Source organism: Enterococcus sp. S86.2, from assembly GCF_059834485.2.
This window is the reverse complement of sequence record NZ_CM206813.1, coordinates 2418620-2440603: the sequence shown is the minus strand read 5'-3', so window position 1 is coordinate 2440603 and position 21984 is coordinate 2418620. Positions and strand designations below refer to the sequence as shown.

Annotated in this window: 24 protein-coding genes; 17 read left to right on the top strand and 7 right to left on the bottom strand. The window is 37.8% G+C overall.

Translation table 11 applies throughout. The annotated features are described in order from the left end of the window. Window positions 1-12: 12 nt before the first annotated feature. Together AC6R0T_RS11570 and AC6R0T_RS11565 are read right to left on the bottom strand one after the other, a co-directional pair. On the bottom strand, window positions 13-1107 hold the full coding sequence (locus tag AC6R0T_RS11570) for an anti sigma factor C-terminal domain-containing protein (RefSeq protein ID WP_303754077.1): 1095 nt from the start codon (window positions 1105-1107) through the stop codon (window positions 13-15). Then, a complete protein-coding gene (locus tag AC6R0T_RS11565; RefSeq protein WP_303754076.1) occupies window positions 1088-1597 on the bottom strand; it encodes an RNA polymerase sigma factor in 510 nt (169 codons plus the stop codon). Before AC6R0T_RS11565 ends, AC6R0T_RS11570 begins: the two co-directional genes overlap by 20 nt. A 197-nt stretch (window positions 1598-1794) precedes the next feature. Between AC6R0T_RS11565 and AC6R0T_RS11560 the strand changes: the two genes are divergently transcribed. The 3 genes from AC6R0T_RS11560 to gshAB all read left to right on the top strand — a co-directional run bounded on the left by AC6R0T_RS11560 (window position 1795) and on the right by gshAB (window position 5804). Further along, window positions 1795-2820 carry a zinc-binding alcohol dehydrogenase family protein gene (locus tag AC6R0T_RS11560; protein WP_206903429.1) on the top strand — a complete coding sequence of 342 codons (1026 nt, stop codon included), beginning with the start codon at window positions 1795-1797 and terminating at the stop codon, window positions 2818-2820. Between the two features lie 384 nt (window positions 2821-3204). Next, the gene (locus AC6R0T_RS11555; protein ID WP_206903430.1) at window positions 3205-3369 is read left to right on the top strand and encodes a hypothetical protein; all 165 of its coding nucleotides are present in this window, start codon (window positions 3205-3207) and stop codon (window positions 3367-3369) included. Window positions 3370-3542: 173 nt separating this feature from the next. Further along, the gene (gshAB, locus tag AC6R0T_RS11550; RefSeq protein ID WP_303754075.1) at window positions 3543-5804 is read left to right on the top strand and encodes a bifunctional glutamate--cysteine ligase GshA/glutathione synthetase GshB; all 2262 of its coding nucleotides are present in this window, start codon (window positions 3543-3545) and stop codon (window positions 5802-5804) included. Between the two features lie 58 nt (window positions 5805-5862). Here gshAB and AC6R0T_RS11545 read toward each other — a convergent pair whose 3' ends face one another. Together AC6R0T_RS11545 and AC6R0T_RS11540 are read right to left on the bottom strand one after the other, a co-directional pair. After that, window positions 5863-6276: a hypothetical protein gene (locus AC6R0T_RS11545; RefSeq protein WP_206903432.1), complete on the bottom strand. Its 414-nt coding sequence runs from the start codon at window positions 6274-6276 to the stop codon at window positions 5863-5865. 106 nt (window positions 6277-6382) lie between these two features. Then, complete coding sequence (locus tag AC6R0T_RS11540) at window positions 6383-6832, bottom strand: YueI family protein (protein WP_303754074.1); 450 nt, start codon at window positions 6830-6832, stop codon at window positions 6383-6385. Window positions 6833-6969: 137 nt separating this feature from the next. Here AC6R0T_RS11540 and AC6R0T_RS11535 point away from each other — a divergent pair, with 137 nt between their 5' ends. The 5 genes from AC6R0T_RS11535 to AC6R0T_RS11515 all read left to right on the top strand — a co-directional run bounded on the left by AC6R0T_RS11535 (window position 6970) and on the right by AC6R0T_RS11515 (window position 10905). After that, window positions 6970-7182: a hypothetical protein gene (locus AC6R0T_RS11535; protein ID WP_303754073.1), complete on the top strand. Its 213-nt coding sequence runs from the start codon at window positions 6970-6972 to the stop codon at window positions 7180-7182. Between the two features lie 212 nt (window positions 7183-7394). Continuing rightward, entirely contained in the window at window positions 7395-8975 is a 1581-nt protein-coding gene (locus AC6R0T_RS11530) for an amidohydrolase (RefSeq protein ID WP_303754072.1), read from the top strand. A 24-nt stretch (window positions 8976-8999) separates the two neighbouring features. Beyond that, complete coding sequence (locus tag AC6R0T_RS11525) at window positions 9000-9569, top strand: GNAT family N-acetyltransferase (RefSeq protein ID WP_206903435.1); 570 nt, start codon at window positions 9000-9002, stop codon at window positions 9567-9569. Window positions 9570-9629: 60 nt separating this feature from the next. Continuing rightward, window positions 9630-10031, top strand: coding sequence for an iron-sulfur cluster biosynthesis family protein (locus tag AC6R0T_RS11520; RefSeq protein ID WP_303754071.1), 402 nt, complete (start codon window positions 9630-9632; stop codon window positions 10029-10031). Continuing rightward, window positions 10009-10905, top strand: coding sequence for a putative phosphoesterase (locus tag AC6R0T_RS11515; protein ID WP_206903437.1), 897 nt, complete (start codon window positions 10009-10011; stop codon window positions 10903-10905). The genes AC6R0T_RS11520 and AC6R0T_RS11515 overlap by 23 nt, the downstream gene beginning before the upstream one ends. 74 nt (window positions 10906-10979) lie before the next feature. Here AC6R0T_RS11515 and AC6R0T_RS11510 read toward each other — a convergent pair whose 3' ends face one another. After that, window positions 10980-11711 (bottom strand): MIP/aquaporin family protein, encoded by a 732-nt coding sequence (locus AC6R0T_RS11510; RefSeq protein WP_206903438.1) that lies wholly within the window; start codon window positions 11709-11711, stop codon window positions 10980-10982. A 288-nt stretch (window positions 11712-11999) separates the two neighbouring features. On the opposite strand from AC6R0T_RS11510, the gene hbs reads away from it, so the two are divergent. Next, window positions 12000-12272, top strand: a complete 273-nt coding sequence (hbs, locus tag AC6R0T_RS11505; RefSeq protein WP_206903439.1) for a non-specific DNA-binding protein Hbs — start codon at window positions 12000-12002, stop codon at window positions 12270-12272. A gap of 39 nt (window positions 12273-12311) precedes the next feature. On the opposite strand, the gene AC6R0T_RS11500 is transcribed toward hbs, so the two are convergent. Then, complete coding sequence (locus tag AC6R0T_RS11500; RefSeq protein WP_230711207.1) at window positions 12312-12857, bottom strand: biotin transporter BioY; 546 nt, start codon at window positions 12855-12857, stop codon at window positions 12312-12314. A 162-nt stretch (window positions 12858-13019) separates the two neighbouring features. Here AC6R0T_RS11500 and AC6R0T_RS11495 point away from each other — a divergent pair, with 162 nt between their 5' ends. Further along, window positions 13020-13451 (top strand): hypothetical protein, encoded by a 432-nt coding sequence (locus AC6R0T_RS11495; protein ID WP_206903494.1) that lies wholly within the window; start codon window positions 13020-13022, stop codon window positions 13449-13451. 325 nt (window positions 13452-13776) lie between these two features. On the opposite strand, the gene rpsD is transcribed toward AC6R0T_RS11495, so the two are convergent. Beyond that, a complete protein-coding gene (gene rpsD, locus AC6R0T_RS11490) occupies window positions 13777-14388 on the bottom strand; it encodes a 30S ribosomal protein S4 (RefSeq protein ID WP_230711209.1) in 612 nt (203 codons plus the stop codon). A 549-nt stretch (window positions 14389-14937) separates the two neighbouring features. Between rpsD and AC6R0T_RS11485 the strand changes: the two genes are divergently transcribed. The 7 genes from AC6R0T_RS11485 to mutS all read left to right on the top strand — a co-directional run bounded on the left by AC6R0T_RS11485 (window position 14938) and on the right by mutS (window position 21972). Beyond that, entirely contained in the window at window positions 14938-15735 is a 798-nt protein-coding gene (locus AC6R0T_RS11485) for a formate/nitrite transporter family protein (protein WP_206903499.1), read from the top strand. Between the two features lie 245 nt (window positions 15736-15980). Next, window positions 15981-16637: a DNA alkylation repair protein gene (locus AC6R0T_RS11480; RefSeq protein ID WP_303754070.1), complete on the top strand. Its 657-nt coding sequence runs from the start codon at window positions 15981-15983 to the stop codon at window positions 16635-16637. Further along, the gene (locus AC6R0T_RS11475) at window positions 16634-17410 is read left to right on the top strand and encodes a Cof-type HAD-IIB family hydrolase (protein WP_303754069.1); all 777 of its coding nucleotides are present in this window, start codon (window positions 16634-16636) and stop codon (window positions 17408-17410) included. The genes AC6R0T_RS11480 and AC6R0T_RS11475 overlap by 4 nt, the downstream gene beginning before the upstream one ends. A 20-nt stretch (window positions 17411-17430) precedes the next feature. Beyond that, window positions 17431-17853 carry a methylglyoxal synthase gene (gene mgsA, locus AC6R0T_RS11470; RefSeq protein WP_206903502.1) on the top strand — a complete coding sequence of 141 codons (423 nt, stop codon included), beginning with the start codon at window positions 17431-17433 and terminating at the stop codon, window positions 17851-17853. A gap of 268 nt (window positions 17854-18121) precedes the next feature. Continuing rightward, a complete protein-coding gene (locus tag AC6R0T_RS11465) occupies window positions 18122-18919 on the top strand; it encodes a TIGR00282 family metallophosphoesterase (RefSeq protein ID WP_230711213.1) in 798 nt (265 codons plus the stop codon). 9 nt (window positions 18920-18928) lie between these two features. After that, on the top strand, window positions 18929-19312 hold the full coding sequence (locus AC6R0T_RS11460; RefSeq protein WP_303754068.1) for a YlbF family regulator: 384 nt from the start codon (window positions 18929-18931) through the stop codon (window positions 19310-19312). A gap of 101 nt (window positions 19313-19413) precedes the next feature. Next, window positions 19414-21972: a DNA mismatch repair protein MutS gene (gene mutS / locus AC6R0T_RS11455; protein ID WP_303754067.1), complete on the top strand. Its 2559-nt coding sequence runs from the start codon at window positions 19414-19416 to the stop codon at window positions 21970-21972. Window positions 21973-21984: the final 12 nt, after the last annotated feature.

Below are 21984 nucleotides of genomic sequence, written 5' to 3'. Positions count from 1 at the left end.
GATTTCAATGATTTATTTTTCTGGTGGATAAGTAAATCCGGACAGCTGCCCACTTTGACTGGTGAGGGGAAAGACATCTACTTTAGTTACAGTGGCGCTTTTTACCGCGTCATCTGTTAAAATCTTTTCTAATTCAAAGGCGGGTAAATATAGGGTTACGCCATATATTTTGAGGCCATTTTTGTTCACATCTGCTAAAACATTTTTTAACGTCGTAGCTTGAATCTTACTAGGGTCTTGTGCTAGAAAGCTCTCGTTTTTGATTAAGTATTGCAGTAATGATTTAAAATGGGTGGTTTGGCGTTTTTCTTCTGACCATTGATTTTGCTTTGTGTCAGCTAGGTGGCTAACCAATAAGGGAAAATCATCATTTAATTGCTTTTCATTTTTAATGCCGACGCCAATACCCGAAAAGCCGCCAGCAGGATTAAACCCTACGACAACAGGGTTATTCGTGTCATCAATTGTCTTTTGTGAAGGGCGCACAGCCTGCCACAATGTATTCACGTTGTTAGTATTGAGTTTTAGCCACTCTTGGTAGGCGCTAATACTTTTATCTGCTTTAAAAACAAGATTGACATTTACATAGGTGCTTTTTGGCAGCGGCTTGATATTTTCTCTCAGATTGCTTTTTGCAAGAGCGGTATCAGCTTTGACAACTTTTGTGTCAGCTAGTTGGTTTGAAGGGAGCATTTCTTGGCTAAATGTGGGCGTGAAATAATGAAACTCAGAATTATTCAAGTAAAGTTTATTCCGCTTAATTTCAAATGTCTTAGTACCGATTATTTGGTTGCTGTATTTAGAGCGATAGGTTTCGTTGATTTGATAAGTTCCAATTCCTGTTTGTTCCATCGTCAAATCCGTCATGTCATAATCTGGGATTGTCAATTCATTATAAATTTGGCGATCGAAAATATACTGGTTACCTTCTACATAGGCGTTTTGACCAGTTGGATTATAAAAGAATTGATTCAAAACTTTGGGTACTGCTAAAAATAGTAGGATCGTCACAAGAACCGCACTAAAAACAAGCAGTATTCCCCGACGATGATTTTTTTGTTGTATTTTTTTTTGAACTTTTTTAAAATCAAAATTTTGTTGAGTCATCTTGTAACATCTCCTTTAATTGCTTGCGACTGCGATACAGACGGGTCTTTACTTGTCCAAGGGATAAATTTGTAAGTGCAGCAATTTCTTTTATTGGCCAATCGAGAAAGTAAAATAAATAGAGCAGCTCTTGTTGGTCTTGCGGCAAGGTATCTAGTGCGTGATAGAGCTGTATTTTTTCCTCAGTTTGTAACAGCTGCTCCAAAGGTGAAAAATCAGAATCAGAAATTGTCTGTGCCGTTGTTTTTGTTAAGGGGATAATGTGCCAACGCTTTTTCTTGCGAGTAATATCGATATAATGATTTTTGATCACACGTAACAACCAAAATTTTACCCTTTCTTCTGGTAAAGTAGCAAAAGCGTCTAAAAGTTTAAAAAAAGCATCACTTACTAAATCTTCTGCGAGCGTTACATCTTTTGTCAGGCTCAAACTATAAAGCCAGCATTCTTTGGCGTAGCGCTCATATAAAATTGCCAATTCTGACTTCATCTTTTTCACCCCTTCATTATAAATACGTTTTTTTTTAGCTTTGGTTACAGTTTTTCTTTAATTTTAACATTTCTATTAACTTTTATTGAAAGTGCTTTTTTGAAGCGGGAATAAAGGTATAAAAATGGGATGTTTGTTACACTTATTTAAGTAGCAACCTTAAAATAAGTTTTATTTTTGTGAAGGGGCGAGTAAGTATGACGGGAAAAATTGCGGCAGTAGGATTTTATGAAGGATTACCACTAAGTGATCCCAATAGTTTTCAAGATATAATGGTGCCACGTCCCCAGCCTTTAGCCAATGATCTATTAGTTGCAGTTAGGGCGGTTTCTGTGAATCCAGTCGATACCAAATTGCGACAAAATGCTCAAAAGACGTTAACGCCACAAATTTTAGGCTTTGATGCAGTTGGAGAGGTAGTGGCGACAGGGGCAAATGTCCACGATCTTCAAGTGGGCGACAGAGTGTATTATGCAGGGACAAAAAAGCGCGCTGGTAGTAATCAAGCATTGCAATTGGTTGATCGCCGTATTTGTGCCCTAGCTCCTAAAACATTGACTGAAGCAAAGGCTGCCGCCATGCCGTTAACAACGTTGACTGCCTATGAACTATTATTTGAAAAATTTGGTTTAGTGGCAGAAAAAAATGCTAATGAGGGTAAGAAGATTTTAATTATTAATAGCGCAGGCGGGGTGGGTTCAATTATGAGTCAACTGGCGCACTGGGCCGGCTTAAGTGTTTATGGTACGAGCAGTCCGCATAATTTTGAATGGCTGCGCTATAATCAAGTCGATTATCCGATTGATTATCACGGTGATCTGGAACAAAATTTACAAGCGACTGGCACAAATAAGTTTGATTATATCGCCGTACTCTATGCCATTACCCCTTATTTTGAAGCCGTTAGTAGCTTAATTGCGCCCTTAGGACATGTTGGCACCATTGTAGAGGTGAAAGAGGCGCTGCCATTAGTTGCATGGAAAAATTTATCGGTTAGTTTTGATTGGGAATACATGTTTACTAAAACGGATTTCAACCAAGAAATTGAAAGTCAAGGGAAAATTTTAGCTCACGTTGCGCAATTGATTGATGAAGGAGAGCTTCACACAACGTTAACCAAAACAATTTCTGGCGGAATTAATGCAAAAAATTTGAAAAAAGCGACTGCGTTAGTTGAAAAAGGACATATGATAGGTAAAGTCGTCGTAACGGGACCTTTTTAGAACGTTATTTTAAATTCTTTAAAATAGGAATTCGCATTTTTTAAAATTTGTCTTCTTGTTTTATAATATTAGTGTCTTAGTAATAAATGTAATGGGTTACATTTATTACTAAGACAGTTTTTTTTAGTTTGCTTTTAGTAAATTTGAAAATATTCAGATATGAGACTGTTGTTATAATTTGAAGATGATATGGTGGATGCTATTAGAATTTTTTTTTAGGTTGCGTGGGGTTAAAAACGGAGGATACATCATGGAACAAAGAAAAATAATTGGAAAGATTCTCCAAGTCGTGGTCGCGATTATTTTGGGCTTTGTTGCCTATTGGGTGTTAATAGTATTAACAGGAGGAACAACACTTTAAAAGCGTGAAGTGAGGGATTAAAAATGGGGAAAGTACAGCGGTATTTTGGATTAACGTTACTCGGTTTTTTACTCGTGTATTTTTTTGATTTTCATGATTGGCGTCTTTTTTTATTTTTGGGACTTCCGGCTACGTTGACGGGATATTATTTGGCGGCCTATCATCATCGAGAATTTGCTAAGCAATGAGAATAGATGCGACAGCTTCGTTTTTTAACGCTAGCGTGGCTACGCAAAAATAAAAAATGGAATGGTGAAAAGTTAAGGTAAAATGGGATTTTCCTTAACTTTGAGCAATTCCATTTTTTTTATGCTGTCTTTCCCATATAATGAGCATGAAACTAACTAAAAGGAAGCTGCTTATGAAAACATTTAAAGAATTATTGCATCAAGAAGCGGTACAACCCTATCTTTGGCAAGCCCGCTATGGTGTCGAAAAAGAAAGTCAACGGATTACAGCAGAGGGCACCTTGGCCAAAACAGATCATCCCTCAGTCTTAGGTAATCGTGCGTATCACCCGTATATTCAAACTGATTTTTCCGAAACCCAATTGGAATTAGTCACACCTGTAGCTGAAACAGCAAGTGAATTGATGCGATGGTTAGCGGCTATTCACGACGTTACCTATCGTTCAATGTCGCAAGCAGAATTTATGTGGCCAATGAGTATGCCACCTCGTTTACCGGCAAAAGATGAAGACATCGTTATTGCGAAATTAGACACTTTTGAAGATATTTTATACCGTCGTTATTTGGCTAAAGCCTATGGTAAAAGAAAACAAATGGTCTCAGGCATTCATTTCAACTTCGAATTTGGCGCAGATTTGTTACAAAATTTATTTGCAAGTCAAAGTGAATACCCAGATTTTACTGACTTTAAAACGGCAGTCTACTTGAAAGTTACGCGTAACTATTTGCGTTATCGCTGGTTTTTAACCTATTTATTTGGTGCTACACCAACGAGTAACGAAGGCTATTTTGTGGCAGAAGATGCACCAAATGAACCTGTACGTAGTATCCGCAACAGTCGCTTTGGTTATACCAATCACAATGATGTGCATGTTTCTTATGAAAGTTTAGCAAAATATTTAGCCGATATTGCACAGATGGTAGAAAGCGGTAAACTTTCAGAAGAAAAAGAGTTTTATGCGCCAGTGCGCCTGCGGGGTGGGCAAAAAGTTTCGGACTTAGCGCAAACTGGTATTCGTTATATTGAACTACGCAATATTGACTTAAATCCCTTTACGCCCTTTGGCATTAGCCAAGAGCAAGTGGAATTTTTCCATGCCTTTATGTTGTATATGCTTTATTTACCCGAAGAGGCAGCCGCGGATGAATGGGTAGCAAAAGGAGATGAAATTAATAATTTTGTGGCCTTGGAACGACCTGATCACCTGACCGATTATGTCGAAGAAGGAATGGACTTGGTGGCCGGACTTAAGGCTATGGTGAAAAAATTGCAGCTACCATTACCAACGGACTTCTTTACTTTTGTTGAAAATGCTTTTGTAGATCCTAGCGAAACTTTTGCGGCACGTTTGTATGCAGCTACAAAAGAAAATCCTATAAACTGGGGACGCAAAGTTGCCAAAGAAAACCAAGCAAAAGCGTGGGCGAAACCCTATCAATTGGCTGGTTTTGCTGATATGGAATTATCAACCCAAATCATGATGTTTGATGCGATTCAAAAAGGTGTCCAAGTTACTGTTTTGGACGAGCAGGATCAGTTTTTACAATTACGTTTTGCTGGGCGCACCGAATATGTCAAAAATGCGAATATGACCAGTAAAGATAGTTATGTTGTACCGTTAATGATGGCCAATAAGACGGTGACAAAAAAAGTCTTAGCTAAAGCGGGCTTTCGCGTACCGCAAGGAATGGAGTTTACGGATATCGATGCGGCACTGCTTGCTTATCCAAAATTTGCTAAAAGTGGCTTTGTGGTCAAACCGAAATCTACCAATTATGGTTTGGGAATATCCATTTTTAAAAACGGTGCCAGTCTAGAAGATTTCAAAGAAGCCTTAACAATTGCCTTTGCTGAGGACACAGCTGTTTTAGTAGAGGAATTTATGGCAGGAACTGAATATCGTTTCTTTGTTTTAGACGGTGAGGTTAAAGCCATCATGTTGCGAGTACCTGCAAATATTGTCGGTGATGGAAAGCATACCATTGCCCAATTAGTGGCTGCAAAAAATCAAGATCCGCTAAGAGGAACACAGCATCGTTCGCCGCTAGAATTAATCCAGTTAGGCGAGCTTGAAAAATTAATGCTAAAAGAACAAGGCTACACAACCAACAGCGTTCCAGGAGTTGGTGTAACGGTTTATTTGCGGGAAAATTCTAACGTTAGCACAGGTGGGGATTCTATCGATGTGACCGATGACTTTGCAGCAGATTATAAAAAAATTGCAGCAGATGCGGTAACAGCCTTGGGGGCTAAAATTTCCGGGATTGATTTAATTATTCCGGACAAAGAAAAACCCGCCAATAAAGAAAAAGCCTATGGCATTATAGAAGCCAATTTTAATCCCGCCATGCACATGCATGTCTATCCCTTTGGCGGAAAAAGCCGGCGTTTGACCATGGACGTGTTGCGATTTTTATATCCTGAGATCAATTAAATTAAAAAAGTCAGATACGCTGCGTAATTTTAGCGACAGCGTATCTGATTTTTATTTTTTAATATTCAAAACTTTTAATTTCAATGGTTTGCTTGGTTTCTTCCACTTTTAAGCCAGTCGTAGCTTCCCACCAGTTTTTCATTTCTTTCTCGTAAGTTGTAGGAAAAGCATCGACAATTTCTAGTAAGCTTTTATTATTGATTTTGGCATAAGGAAAATTCAAGGTTAAATTGTACTTCAGCTCCGTTAACAAACTGTAATATTGGAACATTAGATAATTCATTTCATCTGGATCATCACAAGATAAAACTTTTGGTGCACGGTCCAACATAAAGCCAAAACTGCGCATCATAAACATAATTCCATCCAAATGATCAGGTTGAATATAAGAAGCATCCTTCAAAATATCAATATGCGTATCAAGGGCTTCTAGTAATTCCGTTTTTAAAGCAGTGTACTCTGGTTGTGTCATAGCAATCCCTCCTAATTAAGCTGTTTTAAATGATTGAGTTATCAAATCATTTAAAACTCGTTTTTGTCAGCAGATCATCAGCTGTCTCATCGCTTTAATTTTGATTTTAATGAAATAAGCGCTCAAAAAAGCCGGTTTTTTTCTCCGGTTTTTGTTCTGTTTTTTCTTCATTTTCTTCAGGATATTTTTTTTCCACATCAATTACCGGCTCGTTGACGGCTTCTTTAGCAACTAATAGCAAACCAAAGCTGTCGGGATTAGCATCTACAAAATCATTCACGACTGTAAATTTTGCGTTGTTTTTAGTGGCCAGTTGAATATATTCGCCTTGTATACTTTCTGGCATTTGGCCATTTAAAAGAATCGTGGCATCTTCATGTTTTTTTAATTCAGTTAAAAAACTGTCTTTATCAGTGGGATTTTTCATTTGCGCAATGGTCATGCTTAAATAGCAGCGTTCACGAAATGTTCCCATATATTTATGTTGTTCATCAGGATTAACTAACGGCGTACCATAGCGCCCCTTATCCAAGTGCTGTTGTAATTCGTCTGTCATCTCGTCTCCCCCAATAATTCTGATAAGCTAATTATAGCATGTTTGAAAGAAAAGGTAAGAAAATGCTTGCATTCTGATTATTTGCAGGATTTCATTGGAAATCGCCTTTTTTTCTGAAAATGAAAGGGGTATACTAATTGTTAGTAGATGAACAACAAAGAAGAAAGAAGGCGACTGTTTTGGAAAACTTAGGGGAAAAAATGCTGTTACCGTTGATTATTTTATTTTTATTGGTTAGTACATATATCGACAGCCTTTCTCTTTTTCAAATCATTGGGGGAATTTTGCTGGTGATTTTAATACCAGCTGGCTTGAACTTTTTAAAAGTGCGCCAGATGGAGCGTTCATAATCACAAAAAAGCACGTCATCAATCTGAAGCTTGGGGGTTGTTTACACCAGTTCTCCTAAGCCTATTTAGATTTGTGACGTGTTTTTTATTTGATTGTAGTTTATGGACTATGCTTATTTCAGTTGTCGATTTGGAGGTAGCGTTGGTATTTTTACTATTTTAAAGCTTTTTTTGTACTATAATAAAAAGAAAAGGACGAAGAAGGGATTTTTGTGAAACGCATTTTAATAAATGGTAAAATTTTTACCGGTGAAAAATTTGTCTCTGCCATGGAGATAACAGATGAGACAATTAGTTGGATTGGGGATAGTCAAACCGCACGCAAACGTGCTGCTGATGAAGTAGTGGATTTAAAAGGGCGGTTGACCTTACCGAGTTTTTGGGATGTCCATACTCATCCGTTGTGGATTTCAGAAACATTAGGTAGTGTTGCTTGTACGCCACCAAATATTTTCAGTATTGAAGAGATGATTGCAGCTTTAAAAAATTCCCCTCAAGTAGGCAAAAAAGATGCGTGGATTGAAGGTTGGGGGTATGATGAATCAAAACTTGCAGAATCCCGCACGCCAACACGTCACGATTTAGACAAGGTATCCACTACCCAACCCGTTTATGTCTTGCGTTCAGATTGTCATTCTTGTGCAGTTAACTCTGTGGCGCTAAAATTAGCCGGCATTACAAAAGAGACTCCCGATCCTTTTGGGGGCATGATTGGACATTTTGAAAATGGTGAACCCAATGGCGTAATGTTGGAAAATGGCGCCAGTAAATTAATTAAAGCAGTCAAAGAAAAGGACACCTTTGAAAATGTCGTCAAACGCACCTTGAAATTGGCCGCACATTATCGTAGTCGTGGTATCGGTGTGATTAGTGACATGATTAGTTTGGTTGCACCATTTGATTATGCTGAAATTTATTCAGAAGCAGCTCGTCGCACCTTGGAACAAGAAGTTTATTTGTATTACTCCATCGATGAAATTAAACGCTTCAATTTGACTAAATTACCGCAACCTACCCATCCCCACGTGCATGTTGCAGGAATTAAATTGTTTATGGATGGGACGATTTCCAATCGAACTGCCAGAGTTAAAAAACCTTATAAAAATGCGACTACCACCGGATTTTCCATTAATACTGCTAAAGACTTACAACTGGCATATAAATTTGCAAAAGAAAATAACTGTCAAATTGCGATCCATGCGATGGGGGATGCCGCAATTCAGCTTATTTTGGATACTTATGGTGATTTACAACCGTGGTTATCTGATCGTCCTTCGGTCAGAATTGAACACGCAACATTACTAGATGATAAAATATTAAAACAATTTCGGGATGCAAAAATGAATTTTGCCTTTGTAACACAAATTATTTTCTTGTACGCTGAATATGCTGCTTATTTTCAAAATTTAGATGAAAAACGTTTGAAGGAATGTTATCCCCTAGCTTCCATGTTACAAAGTGGGGTGCCGACAGCATTATCTTCTGATGCTCCTGCGACCGCTTGGATTAAACCAGATGATGTTTTTGCTAGTCTTGCTTGTGCGGTTACACGTCTTGGCGCAAATGGGGAGGATTTAAATCATAAAGAGGCAATCGATCTTGTTACTGCCTTAAGCATGTATACAAAAGCTGCAGCACGTATGGTAGAAACAGCGCAAACAGCGATGCTTACAGTTGGTCAAAGTGCTGACATCATTGTTCTTTCCCAAGACTTATTTAACGTCGATCCGCAGCAGTGGCAAAAGACAACAATTGAAAAAATGTATCTCCGGGGAAAAGAACTAAACGCATAAAAACAAATGAAATAGAGGTGTAAAATGGAAGAATTCGTTAATATTCCTTTGACATTCGCTGAAAATACCGTATTGGAGACCAATCGTTTACGATTACGACCGCTTAAAATAACGGATGCAAAAGATATGTATGAATACGCAAGTGACGAAGAAACAACCCGCTATGTTTTTCAAACCCATCGCAGTTTAGAAGATAGTAAATTTGCTATTGCCAACTATTTTATGGCAGATCCCCTAGGCAAGTATGCCATTGAGGAAAAAAAGAGCGGTAAAATGATTGGCACAATCGATCTACGGGTGGAAGCTAATTATGGTCGAGGCGAGCTAGGGTATACGTTAAATAAAGCTTATTGGGGGCAAGGTTTAATGCCAGAAGCGGCTTTTGCTTTACTCGTTTTAGGTTTTGATAAAATGAAGTTAGTCGCAATTAGTGCCTATCATAATTTGGAAAATGCTAAATCTGGGCGTGTGATGGAAAAGATAGGGATGAAAAAAGTTGCCGAAATCAAAAGCAGTCGTTTATGGAAGGGCGAGCTAATTGATGAGGCTTTGTATCTGATTACTGCTGCCGATTGGCAAAAACGCGTCATGTAAGCTGGGCTAGTAAAATATACAATAGTTAAAAAAACAGATACTTTGAAAGGAAATGATAATATGAAACTTTCAATTGATACTGAAGTTGTGAAATTAATCCGTGATAAAATGCAGCCAGGTGATTTAGTTTACCTCGATTTTGAAGATGGAGATGGCCCTTTTGCTAACACCGGTCTTAGCTGTCGCTTGGATTTAAGTTTTCGGATTATTATCACGCCAGCTGATTATCCTGCGGTGGGACTAAATGTCTACAACGAGACCTTAATAACAGATATTGGACCGCTAAAAATTAAAAAAAGCTCCGAACGGTATTTGGAAGAAAATACGCGTCTAGTGGTAAATCAAACACTCCAGACATTGCAATTAAAAGGAGATAGTGGAATTTTAGCGAATAATATTCCTATCTTACGAATTGATAAAGTGATTGCAGGTGGTAATGATGGGAAAATTAGCGGTTGTTAGTGATCTTCATGCAGATATCAATCGTTTTACAACGGAAGATTTAGCACAGTTATTGTCCGTTTTAAAAGAAAAAAAAGCAGATCGGCTCCATTTCGCCGGTGATTTGGCCAACAAAGTGGAAAAAGCACAAGCAATTGTCGCCTATTTTGAGCAATACTTACCGACTACTTTTAATTGGGGCAATCATGAAATGGCAGATTTAACTGCTGCGGAAATTGAAGATTACCCCAATCCAGCTTTTTTAAATCAGAAAGCTTTAGCTTTAAATCAAAAAACAGTTTTAGTGGGCTATAATGGGTGGTATGACTATCGTTTTTCAACGCTAAAAGATAAAGAAAAAATCGAAGCAATCAAGCGGCTTTATTGGTATGACCGCGTGATTAAACGAGAAGAAAGTGATCAAAAAGTAGATGCGCAATTGCAAAAACGTTTAAAAAAATTATTAGATGCTTTAAAAAAAGCCGATAAAAAAGTCATTTTAGCAACGCATTTTGTTCCTAAAAAGGAATTTATTGTCTATCAAACAGATCCCAAATTAAAACGTTGGAACGAGTTAAACGCTTTTTTGGGTTCAGAAAAATTAGGGGAGCTTTTAGATCACTATGATAATCTTGAACAAGTGGTTTTTGGCCATACCCATCGTCGCTTTGATGATAAAAAAATAAATGGGACACGCTATAGCTGCCGTCCTTTTGGCTACTTTTTTGAATGGCAGCTGACACGAGAGTTTGTTTTAGAAAATCAATTAGTGGAAGAATACAACCCGATGAAATTGCGAGGCGTATTAAAAGCTCATGAAGCTCAGTTTAAAGAATATCAAAAGCAACATTTAAAAAGCGAATTTGAACAAGCCGTCACCATGATTGACTATTAAAAAAGTAGTACCAAAACACCTGATAAAGGGCCTTTTGGTACTACTTTTTATTTGTTGCAATGATTCAAGTAAGATTATAAAAATAAACCTTTGTATAATAAAATTGCGACGATACTTGCTAAAATTGGTGCTAAAACGGGTACCCAGGCATAGTCCCACTGGGAAGAACCTTTATATTTTAAAGGTAAAATACTGTGAAGAATTCGAGGCCCTAAATCACGAGCAGGGTTTAAACCAGGCCCGGTTGGTCCACCTAATGACGCAACCAAGGTCCAAACTAGAAAACCTAAAGCAAAATGAGCAGTTCCTAAATTATTTTGGAAAAATGGTGCTTTGGTAATTCCGATCGCTCCAAAGAATAAAATAAATGAACCAAAAAACTCATTTACAAAACCGTTTAATTTTGAACCAACACTGTTAATCGTTGAAAATGTTCCTAAAACATGATTGGTATCTTCTGTTTGATCGTAGTATGGTTTATAACACGCTACGACGATTAATTGTCCCACAATGGCACCAAGCATTTGCGCTACAATATATGGCAAAACTTCGCTCCAAGGGAACATGCCGGCAACAGCTAAACCAATTGAAAAAGCTGGGTTGATATGGTTACCGCTGATAGAGCCAAACATCATGGCCGGGATCATAACCCCACACCCATAACCAACAGCAATTAACATCCAGTCACTGCCGTACCCTTTTGTTCCTTTCAAGTCGACGTTTGCAACAGCGCCGTTACCTAGCATAATTAAAAAAGCTGTACCGACAAATTCGGCTGCTAGGCGTGTCATTAGTGAATAATCCAAATAAAAAACCTCCTCAAATTTTTGTTTGCGTTTAAAATAAGTGCAAAAAAGTAAGCTAAAAAACTCAAACATTACTATAAAAACAGATTTTATTTAAAAAGACAAATGATAACACTTCTGATAATTTCTGAAAAAATGCTGTTACATTATTATTAAGATTATTACAATTATTTTAATAGTAATCATAGAAAGTGTTTTCTATTGCGTCATATCAAGGGTTTTGCTAGAATAAAAGACAAGGATTGAATAACATCCTAATTATTTTATTCCGAGTAGGAGGAATTATTAATGAACAAAGCAGATTTAATTTCAGCTGTTGCTGAAAAATCAGGGGTTACAAAAAAAGACGCGACTGCTGTCTTGGCTGCCATCATCGATACTGTTGAAACAACATTGAAGTCAGAAGAAAGCGTACAAATTATGGGCTTTGGTACTTTTGAAACACGTAAACGTGCTGCACGTAAAGGTCGCAACCCACAAACTGGTGAAGAAATTGAAATTCCAGCATCTGTTACACCAGCTTTTAAACCAGGCAAACAATTAAAAGACGCTGTAAAATAAAAAAATGCCGTGATGAAAATCACGGCATTTTTTTTGCTATTATTTGCTAGAAGCAAAATAACGTTGAGGCAAGCGACGCAAAATGAAGATACCCAAAACACCACAAGCAACAGCCTTGATGATTCCTGGTAAGATAAAGGGAATAAAGCCAGTTTTAAGCGCGGCTAAAAATTCCATACCGGTGCCAAATTTCAACCAAGCAGTACCAAAAAAAAGTGTCACCATGGCACCGACGATATTTGCAATAACTGCCCAAAAATAATTTTTTTGCGTGGCTTCTAAAATAGAGCCGGTTACTAAGCCGTTGAAGATAAAACCGATCAAAAAACCACCCGTTGGTCCGAAAAGTACACCAAATCCAGCGCTACCGCCAGCAAAAACGGGTACACCGATTAGACCTAAGATAAGGTAGATGGTAATCGCCCAAGTTCCGGTTTTCGTTCCTAAAATGGTGACGGTTAAGCCAATGATGAAGGTTTGTAAAGTCAAGGGGATTAAACCCAAAGGTATTGTTACTTGGGATAAAATAGAAATGATCCCTGCAAAAATTGCTGCTAATAATTGTTCCCGTAAAGAAATACGCATTTTTTTCACTCACTTTCGTTAACTCCATTTACAAATGGTTAACAAGATTATATTTCTTGGTTAACGAAAAGTAAAGTGTTTTTTGAAATAGTTAACCAAAAAAATTTAAAATATTGTATGATAGTAAAGAATTCGCTTAAAAAAAGAATTAGAGGAGAAATTATGAAGCAGTTGAAAAAGCAGATGCTGGTAGTTTTTGGTATTGTAGCGCTAGCACTACTCTTATTATCCTTTTATAAACCAGCGGGGAAAGCAGAAAGTGTTAAAGAAGATTTTGCCAGTTCAAAACATTATTCAGAAAAGGAAATTCAGGCGGCTGCAGAAGTTGTAAAAGGTGGCTTTTCTGAAGTCTTTAAAAATTGCCGCTTAGATACATTATCGTATCAAGAAAAATTACAAAAATATGCCCGTCTAAAAAGTGAAAAAGAAGTTGCCCCAAAAACAGAATATTTATTGTTGACCAGTACCCTTTACGTGGGTCCAGCTGGGTATGAAAATTTACGTCCCAATACTTTTTACCGCGATTGGTGTTGGTATTTAAAGCGAATTGATAAAGGTGAGTGGCAATTGTATTACTTTGGAAATCTGGAATAAATTTCGCTTTAAAATAGAAGTGTGATTCATTAGAAATGTGCAGTCGTCTTTTGACGACTGTTTTTTTTATTTAATCCGATACTACAAAAAGTTGTTTTATGAAACTATGAATACGATAGGCATGCAAGCATTAATCTAACTCTAGATACGTACACACACATTAGCGATGAAGCGGATCGGTTAGCTGTAGAAAATCTCATGGATTATGTTGATAATAAGTAAATTCTAAAAAAATCTAAGGTGAAATCGAAGGTAGAATATTTTTTTGACAAATAAAAAACGCAAATCCTTGAAGATAAAGGATTTGCGTACAATGTAATCGTGATTACATTAATTGGTTGTAGAATTCAACGACGAATGATTCGTCAACATCAGGTGTCATTTCTTCACGTTCTGGTAAACGAGTTAATGAACCTTCTAATTTTTCATCATCAAAGCTAACGAAAGCAGGACGTCCGATAGTTGCTTCTAAAGCAGCGCGAACAGCTACGTTGTTTTGAGATTTTTCGCGAACACCGATCACTTGACCAACTTCAACGTGGTATGAAGGGATGTCAACGCGTTTGCCGTCAACCGTGATATGACCATGGTTAACTAATTGACGAGCTTGACGACGAGTAGTAGCCAAACCTAGGCGGTAAACGACGTTATCCAAACGTTGTTCTAACAAGATCATGAAGTTAACACCAAGTTTACCTTCTTTGATTCTGCCAGCTTTAACGAATAAGTTACGGAATTGACGTTCGTTCATGCCGTACATGTGGCGTAATTTTTGTTTTTCAGTTAATTGCAAGCCGTATTCAGATTTTTTGCCGCGGCTGTTAGGGCCGTGTTGACCTGGTGGGAAAGGACGACGAGCTAATTCTTTACCAGTGCCAGATAATGAGATACCTAAACGACGTGATAATTTCCATGATGGTCCAGTATAACGTGACATTTAAAAATTCCTCCAATAAAATAAAATTGTTTTTTGGAGTAAAATAATCCGATGAAAAATTCATATTCGTGCAGTTCATCCTTCAATCTTCACCTTTGCAGCCGCGGTTACACAATTGAACTGGCATGCCAGCGATGGACTGGTGACGAGCTATTATTCTTCTGCTGCATTATTTTACACAAAGCTTAGTATACGATAATTTTCTAGCTATAGTCAAGAAAAATTGTTCTACTAGGCTGCTTTTACAAAATGATAGGATATGGGAATAAAAAACGTTGTTTATTTATCCGCATTTTTAGTATAAATAGATTATTTTAGTGAAATAGGATCAAGATGACTTAGACAACGGTCATTTTACATTGGCAAAAAGAGTTATTTTTCTCTTTGAAAACTAACGATATTTGAAAAAAAGATTAAAGATAATCATCGTCTTGTAATTTTGTTACGTACTTTTTCAGAAATTTCCCGAAAGAACTTTACAAAACCGAATTGCCTCTATAAAATAAGTGGGTATTTATAATTATTCACTTAAAGTAGAGGAGAAAAGAGATGAATCCTGTATCACCGTTATTTTCAAAAATTGACACATCGATTGAAAAGAAAGTTGATTTAATCCAAGGAAGTTACTTTCGTTATGCGGTCCGTGCAATTTTAGCTTGTTTATTTTTAGGTTTGGGAACGGCTGTAGCATTTGCAATCGCAATGAAAGGCGAGCATATTGTGCCAGGTTTGGGCAAAATGTTGTATGCCTTCATGTTCAGTTGGTCACTTGTAATGATTTTGTATTTGAATGCCGAATTGGGAACTTCAAATATGTTATACATGACTGTTGGTGTTTATCGTAAACGTTTGAATTTTGGGTTAGCTGCGAAAATTTTATTTTCTTGTATTTTGTTTAACTTGATTGGCGGTTTGGTAGTGGGCTTTTTAATTGCTCAAACAGGGCCATTTCAAGGTTTAGAACCAGATAATTTCTTCTTTACCTCCATTACTGGTAAATTGGAAAAATCAACGATGCAAATTTTGATTGAAGCGATGTTTGCTAATATCGTGGTGAATACGGCGGTTTTAATTAGTATGCGTATGAAAGATGATGCTGGTAAAGTAGCGGCAATTATCTTTATCATTTTTATCTTTGCTTTTTTAGGCTATGAACACGTGATCGCAAACTTCCCAGCTTTTTCATTAGCTTATTTTGCTTCTGGTGGAGCAATTGAAGGTATGACAGCAGGTACTGTTTTTCATAATCTTATTTTTGCTTTAATCGGGAATTATATTGGCGGCGGCTTGGTGATGGGCTTAGGCTTTGCTTGGTTAAACAATTCGAAATCCATTTATGTTGACTAATTTTTAATAGTTGTAACAAAACTTTTGATTGGCAAATCTTTGCAAAGAAGATTTGCGTGAGATAAGTTTTGTTACAGCTTTTTTTTTGACAAACTGTAAGTAGTAATAGTCTTTTGAGGTGTAATTTAGTTTGTCTTTTGTTATGTAATCTGATTTTGAAAAATGAAACCTTGCTTGTTTTTCTAATAACTTTTACAATTGACGTTGATAAGAAAGAAAACGCTGCAAATTCATAAGGAGATTTTATGTCACGATTAACTTTTGTGCCTAATCCAAGTCAAGCTATTCCCATGGCTAAATATATGAAAAATAAATTTCCTTTTTTGGGTATTCCAAAACCACTACGCGCTAAGGTGCAAAAAGAACTTTTAAAGGCAAGTCGCCAATGGTCTACAGCCACATTGCAAGAAGAAATTTTTTATTATTATCAGCAAGACGCGCGAGAATACCAGTATTTAGCGATTGATTTGTTTAATAAAAATGTTTTACGGCTTGAATTGTCTGAGTTAAGAGCTTATTTGCCACTAGTGGCGCAAAAAGAGTGGTGGGACAGCATTGATGCGTGGCGTAAAGGGTTTAATGATTACATTAAGGCCTATCCTAAAAGCTTAGCAGAAGTGTTCAGCTGGTTTTATCAGGCAGAAGATTTTTGGTTGCGCAGGATGAGTATTAATCTGCAGTTGCAAAGTAAAACTGCGACAGATTTGGTTTTACTAGAAAAAGCGATCATGTGGGATCTGAGTACGCCAGAATTTTTCATTCAAAAAGCTATTGGTTGGTCATTGCGGGAATATAGCAAAACAGATCCAGTTTATGTAACACAATTTATTGCCCAGAATAATTTAAGTCCGCTTGCTACAAGAGAAGGCAGCAAGCAGCTAAAGAAAGCGAGTAAAAAATGAAGCGAAAATTAATTGCCTTTGATATTGATGGAACATTGTTGAACAGTCAAAAAGAAGCCTTACCCAATACAATAAAAGCCTTGGAAAAATTGCGCAATAATGGCCATTTGGTCATGGTTGCTACCGGTCGTAGTCGGTTTTTGGCCCAACCGGTCTTGAAAAAATTAGCTTTTCATAACTATGTGGTTTGCAATGGTTCAGCCGCTTTTTTAGACCACAAACAGGTTTATAAGCATTTATTGGATGAAGCGCAACTAACAGCGCTAATTTCTGAACTGGATGAATTAAGAGTCGATACCGCTTTTATTGGGATGGATGCAATGGGTCGCCATAGTGATTTTAATGTTTCCGTCATGGACGAAGCGATGCGCTCTTTTGGCTCTCATGTGCCAAAATTTGATCCTGATTTTAAAAACCAACAAGAAGTGTATCAAGCGTTAGCTTTTTATGACGCTAATTATGAAGGCCGTTTTGATGAAAAATATCCGGCGTTGCGTTTTGTTCGTTGGCATGAAAAATGTGTGGATATAATTCCAGAAAATGGTTCAAAAGCTGCCACAATCCTCCATTTGGGAAGAACTCTCGGCATAAAACAAGAAGATATTATTACGTTTGGCGATGGCCAAAATGATAAAGAAATGTTGGCTGCAGCTGGAATCGGTGTGGCGATGGGAAATGCTGAAGATGATGTGAAAGATGTTGCATCTATTGTAACTGCTTCAAATGATGAAGACGGGATTTTTAAAGCCTTACAAGAATTAGCTTTAATTTAAATAATTTGGAGGTGGAAAAGATGAAAATCGCACTAATTGCACACGATCGCAAAAAAGATTTGATGGTACAAATGACAACGGCTTACCGAGATATTTTAGCGCAACATGAACTGTTTGCGACTGGAACTACAGGTCAGAAAATTGCAGAAGCAACGGGACTTTCAGTCCATCGCTACAAGTCGGGTCCTTTAGGTGGCGACCAACAAATCGGCGCAATGCTTGCGGCTGATGACTTAGACATGGTGATATTTTTGCGCGATCCACTTGCCGCGCAACCCCATGAACCAGACGTAACAGCTTTGATTCGGTTGTGTGATGTGTACGAGATTCCCCTCGCCACCAACATTGGTACCGCTGAAATATTAATTCGTGGCTTAGCACTAGGACTAGCTGATTTTCGGGAAATCATCCACGAAAACGATCAACGGCCACTTTCATTTTAATGATGTATTAAATGTGCTTTGTCGATCGACAAGGCACTTTTTTTACTATCAGAAATTAACAGAAATAAACGAATTTTATCGGCAACAAACCACGATATTTTTTTAATTTTGGCATCCGGTTTAAAATATTTTGATCTTATGGCACAAAAGCTAAAGGAGTGCGCGCGCTCTTTTTTATTACCGTTAGTTAACGCTAGTGATGGACACTTTTTTTTCCTTGGAAAAACCACTATAATGGAACAAGACATTTAAGAGAAGAGGAAAATTTGTGCGGGTATTATTTATTGGAGATGTTGTTGGAACACTAGGTAGAGAAACGATTACGGCGTATTTGCCCAAGTTAAAGAAAAAGTATCGTCCGCAAGTAACGATTGCAAATGGGGAGAATGCCGCCGGGGGTCGGGGGATTACAGGCAAAATTTATAAAAAATTTTTGCAAGATGGTGTGGATGTCGTAACACTAGGAAATCACACCTGGGATAATCGCGAGATATTTGAATTTATCGGGGATGCTAAAAAAATGATTCGCCCAGCTAACTTTCCTGCTAAAGCACCCGGTGTGGGGATGGTTTTTGTTAAAGTAAATGAAATTGAGCTAGCAGTAATCAATTTGCAGGCCCGGGCATTTATGACAGCGATTGATGATCCTTTTACGAAAGCAGATGAATTAGTAGCAGCAGCCCGCAAGCGGACACCGTATATTTTTGTCGATTTTCATGGGGAAACGACTAGCGAAAAACAGGCTATGGGCTGGTATTTAGATGGTAAGGTTTCGGCTGTTGTCGGAACCCATACCCACGTGCAAACAAATGATGGGCGTATTTTACCAAAAGGAACAGCATTTTTAAGTGATGTCGGCATGACAGGGCCTTATGACGGAATTTTAGGCATGAAAAAAGAAGGGGTCATTGAACGCTTTATCACAGCTTTGCCACAACGCTTTGAAGTGGTAGAAGAAGGAAGAAGTATCCTATCTGCTTGTGTGATTGATATTGATGAAAAAAATGGTCATGCCAAAAAAATAGAGACGATTCAAATTTCAGCAGATCGTCCATTTTATGAATAGGAAGAAAAAATGGAAAACTTTGAACCAGCAGTAACGGCCGCATTAAATGAATTAGTTCAGGCGCTAGCAGAAAATGAAGTTGTCAAAGACTATCGTCAAATTGCAGCAAAAGTGGCAAATAATCCCCGCTTAAAAGAACTGGAAGAAAAAATTAAAGCAGCGCAAAAAGAGGCGGTACAATACGATCATTATGACAAGCCAGAAGCACAAAAAGCCGCAATTTCAGCAGCGAATGAATATACTAAAGAATATGAAAATCATCCGTTGGTCATTTCTTATCGCGAAAAACTGGCACTAGCTAATGATTTACTGCATTTTATTACGGAAAGTATCTCCCAAGATGTGAATCAAACCTTAGAGAGTCACAACGAACAGGAAAAAACAGAAAATTAGTCTAGGAAATTTTTAAGCTAATAAGTGAAGTAAAAAAATAAATTTTACCCTGGTACAAAACAGTTAGTGTGAGCTACTGAATAACTAAAGGAGGAGCTTTCATGCCTCAAAAGACTAAAAATACACCCATGATGGAACAATATTTAAGTATTAAGGCAAACTATCAAGATGCTTTCTTATTTTACCGTTTAGGAGACTTTTATGAAATGTTTTACGAGGATGCGATTAAAGCTGCTCAAATTTTAGAGCTGACTTTAACCAGCCGCAATCGTAATGCAGATGATCCAATCCCCATGTGTGGTGTCCCGTATCATGCGGCTCAAGGCTATATTGATACGTTAATTGAACAAGGATACAAAGTTGCTATTTGTGAACAAGTAGAAGATCCCAAAACTGCTAAGGGCATGGTAAAAAGAGAAGTTGTCCAATTGGTCACGCCGGGGACAGTCATGGATGCAAAAGGATTGGCAGCAAAAGACAATAATTTTTTGACCGCTTTGAATTTTGACGGTGATACGTATGGATTTGCATACGTGGATTTAAGTACAGGTGAGTTGAAGGCCGCAATACTGCCAGATGAAGAAGCTGTTTTAAACGAAGCCAGTGCTTTGCAAACAAAAGAAATTGTGTTTACTAGTGAAATTACAGAAGAGTTAAAAAAGACGTTGCAAGAACGGTTAAATCTCGTCTTTTCTAGTCAAATGGAAATGACGGATAATGCTGAATTTCAATTTTTAACCAGTGAATTAAAAGAAGTAACTGAAAAAGAAGTTACGGGTAAGTTATTATGCTACTTAGCAGAGACCCAAAAGCGTAGCTTAGCCCATATTCAAAAAGCAGAAAGCTATCAACCAGATCACTACTTAAAGATGGATTACTATTCGAAGTTTAACTTGGAGTTGGCACAATCGATTCGGACGGGTAAAAAACAAGGTACGCTATTGTGGCTTTTAGATGAAACCAAGACAGCCATGGGGGGGCGCTTGTTAAAACAGTGGTTAGATCGTCCCTTAATTCAAAACAAACAAATCACGCTGCGTCAAGAGATGGTGCAGTCTTTATTAGACAGCTATTTTGAGCGGGCTGATTTACAAGCAGCCTTAACCAAAGTGTATGACTTAGAACGCCTAGCTGGTCGGGTAGCTTTTGGCAATGTGAATGGGCGTGATTTACTACAACTAAAAACATCGCTCATGCAAGTTCCGCAAATTCGTAATCTTTTAAGCGGGATTAATAATGGTGCATGGAATGATCTGCTACTTGATCTAGAACCGATGGATGATTTAGTTGCTTTAATTGAACAAGCTATTAATGAAGAGGCCCCTTTAGCCATTACAGAAGGCAATGTCATTAAAGACGGTTTTAACGCGCAACTGGACCAATATCGCTTGGCCATGCGTAACGGCAAACAATGGTTAGCTGAGTTAGAGGCAAGTGAGCGAGAAGCTACTGGAATTAAAAATTTGAAAGTCGGCTTTAACCGCGTCTTTGGCTATTATATTGAAATTACCAAAGCCAACTTAGCAAATTTAGCAGAAGGCCGTTATGAACGAAAGCAAACCTTAGCCAATGCGGAACGTTTTATTACCCCAGAATTAAAAAAATTGGAAACGCAAATTTTAGAAGCTGAAGAAAAATCAGTGGATTTAGAATACCAGCTCTTTTTAGCCGTACGAGAAGAAATCAAAAAGGCGATCAGCCGCTTGCAAAAATTAGCCAAAGCAATTAGTGCCACCGATGTGTTGCAAAGTTTTGCCACAATTGCGGAGCGCTATCAATATGTGCGACCAGCTATGAATAACAAACAAGAATTAGCGATTAAAGAAGGACGACATCCCGTTGTGGAAAAAGTTTTGGGCCATCAAGAATATATCCCAAATTCCATTACAATGGATCGTGAAACGTTAATTCTTTTAATCACCGGACCGAATATGTCAGGTAAGAGTACCTACATGCGGCAGTTAGCATTGACTGTCATTATGGCTCAGATGGGAAGTTTTGTACCAGCCCAAAGTGCCAATCTGCCAATTTTTGATCGTATTTTTACCCGCATTGGTGCAAGTGACGATTTAATTGCTGGTCAAAGTACCTTCATGGTGGAAATGATGGAAGCTAATCAAGCGTTACGGCATGCCACACCGAATAGTTTAATTTTATTTGATGAATTGGGGCGCGGCACAGCAACCTATGACGGGATGGCACTGGCGCAAGCTATTATTGAATATATTCACAAAGTAGTAAAAGCCAAGACCCTTTTTTCAACCCACTACCACGAATTAACTGTTTTAGATGAAGCATTGCCCCAGTTGCGTAATATTCACGTAGGCGCGGTGGAAAAAGATGGTGAAGTTGTTTTCTTGCATAAAATGATGGAAGGGGCTGCTGATAAGAGTTACGGTATTCATGTGGCCAAAATTGCAGGCTTGCCAACGGATTTACTGGAACGGGCCGCAACGATTTTGCAGCATTTGGAAACACAAGAGACAACCGTTACCACACCTGCGTCAAAAGTGTCAGAAGAAGTCGAGCAAATTTCATTATTCCAAGAAGTTTCCACAGAAGAATTAGGTGTCATTGATACGTTGAAAAAATTAGACTTATTGGATACAACGCCACGAGAAGCGTTAAATATTTTATACGAGTTGCAAAAACGAATTTAGAAAAGGAGGCAG

What these genes read in the sequence shown, in the direction of transcription:
- AC6R0T_RS11570 (WP_303754077.1), bottom strand. Translation starts at nt 1,107, where the DNA reads ATGACTCAACAAAATTTTGATTTTAAAAAAGTTCAAAAAAAAATACAA.
- AC6R0T_RS11565 (WP_303754076.1), bottom strand. Translation starts at nt 1,597, where the DNA reads ATGAAGTCAGAATTGGCAATTTTATATGAGCGCTACGCCAAAGAATGC.
- AC6R0T_RS11560 (WP_206903429.1), top strand. Translation starts at nt 1,795, where the DNA reads ATGACGGGAAAAATTGCGGCAGTAGGATTTTATGAAGGATTACCACTA.
- AC6R0T_RS11555 (WP_206903430.1), top strand. Translation starts at nt 3,205, where the DNA reads ATGGGGAAAGTACAGCGGTATTTTGGATTAACGTTACTCGGTTTTTTA.
- gshAB (WP_303754075.1), top strand. Translation starts at nt 3,543, where the DNA reads ATGAAAACATTTAAAGAATTATTGCATCAAGAAGCGGTACAACCCTAT.
- AC6R0T_RS11545 (WP_206903432.1), bottom strand. Translation starts at nt 6,276, where the DNA reads ATGACACAACCAGAGTACACTGCTTTAAAAACGGAATTACTAGAAGCC.
- AC6R0T_RS11540 (WP_303754074.1), bottom strand. Translation starts at nt 6,832, where the DNA reads ATGACAGACGAATTACAACAGCACTTGGATAAGGGGCGCTATGGTACG.
- AC6R0T_RS11525 (WP_206903435.1), top strand. Translation starts at nt 9,000, where the DNA reads ATGGAAGAATTCGTTAATATTCCTTTGACATTCGCTGAAAATACCGTA.
- AC6R0T_RS11520 (WP_303754071.1), top strand. Translation starts at nt 9,630, where the DNA reads ATGAAACTTTCAATTGATACTGAAGTTGTGAAATTAATCCGTGATAAA.
- AC6R0T_RS11515 (WP_206903437.1), top strand. Translation starts at nt 10,009, where the DNA reads ATGGGAAAATTAGCGGTTGTTAGTGATCTTCATGCAGATATCAATCGT.
- hbs (WP_206903439.1), top strand. Translation starts at nt 12,000, where the DNA reads ATGAACAAAGCAGATTTAATTTCAGCTGTTGCTGAAAAATCAGGGGTT.
- AC6R0T_RS11500 (WP_230711207.1), bottom strand. Translation starts at nt 12,857, where the DNA reads ATGCGTATTTCTTTACGGGAACAATTATTAGCAGCAATTTTTGCAGGG.
- AC6R0T_RS11495 (WP_206903494.1), top strand. Translation starts at nt 13,020, where the DNA reads ATGAAGCAGTTGAAAAAGCAGATGCTGGTAGTTTTTGGTATTGTAGCG.
- rpsD (WP_230711209.1), bottom strand. Translation starts at nt 14,388, where the DNA reads ATGTCACGTTATACTGGACCATCATGGAAATTATCACGTCGTTTAGGT.
- AC6R0T_RS11485 (WP_206903499.1), top strand. Translation starts at nt 14,938, where the DNA reads ATGAATCCTGTATCACCGTTATTTTCAAAAATTGACACATCGATTGAA.
- AC6R0T_RS11480 (WP_303754070.1), top strand. Translation starts at nt 15,981, where the DNA reads ATGTCACGATTAACTTTTGTGCCTAATCCAAGTCAAGCTATTCCCATG.
- AC6R0T_RS11475 (WP_303754069.1), top strand. Translation starts at nt 16,634, where the DNA reads ATGAAGCGAAAATTAATTGCCTTTGATATTGATGGAACATTGTTGAAC.
- mgsA (WP_206903502.1), top strand. Translation starts at nt 17,431, where the DNA reads ATGAAAATCGCACTAATTGCACACGATCGCAAAAAAGATTTGATGGTA.
- AC6R0T_RS11460 (WP_303754068.1), top strand. Translation starts at nt 18,929, where the DNA reads ATGGAAAACTTTGAACCAGCAGTAACGGCCGCATTAAATGAATTAGTT.
- mutS (WP_303754067.1), top strand. Translation starts at nt 19,414, where the DNA reads ATGCCTCAAAAGACTAAAAATACACCCATGATGGAACAATATTTAAGT.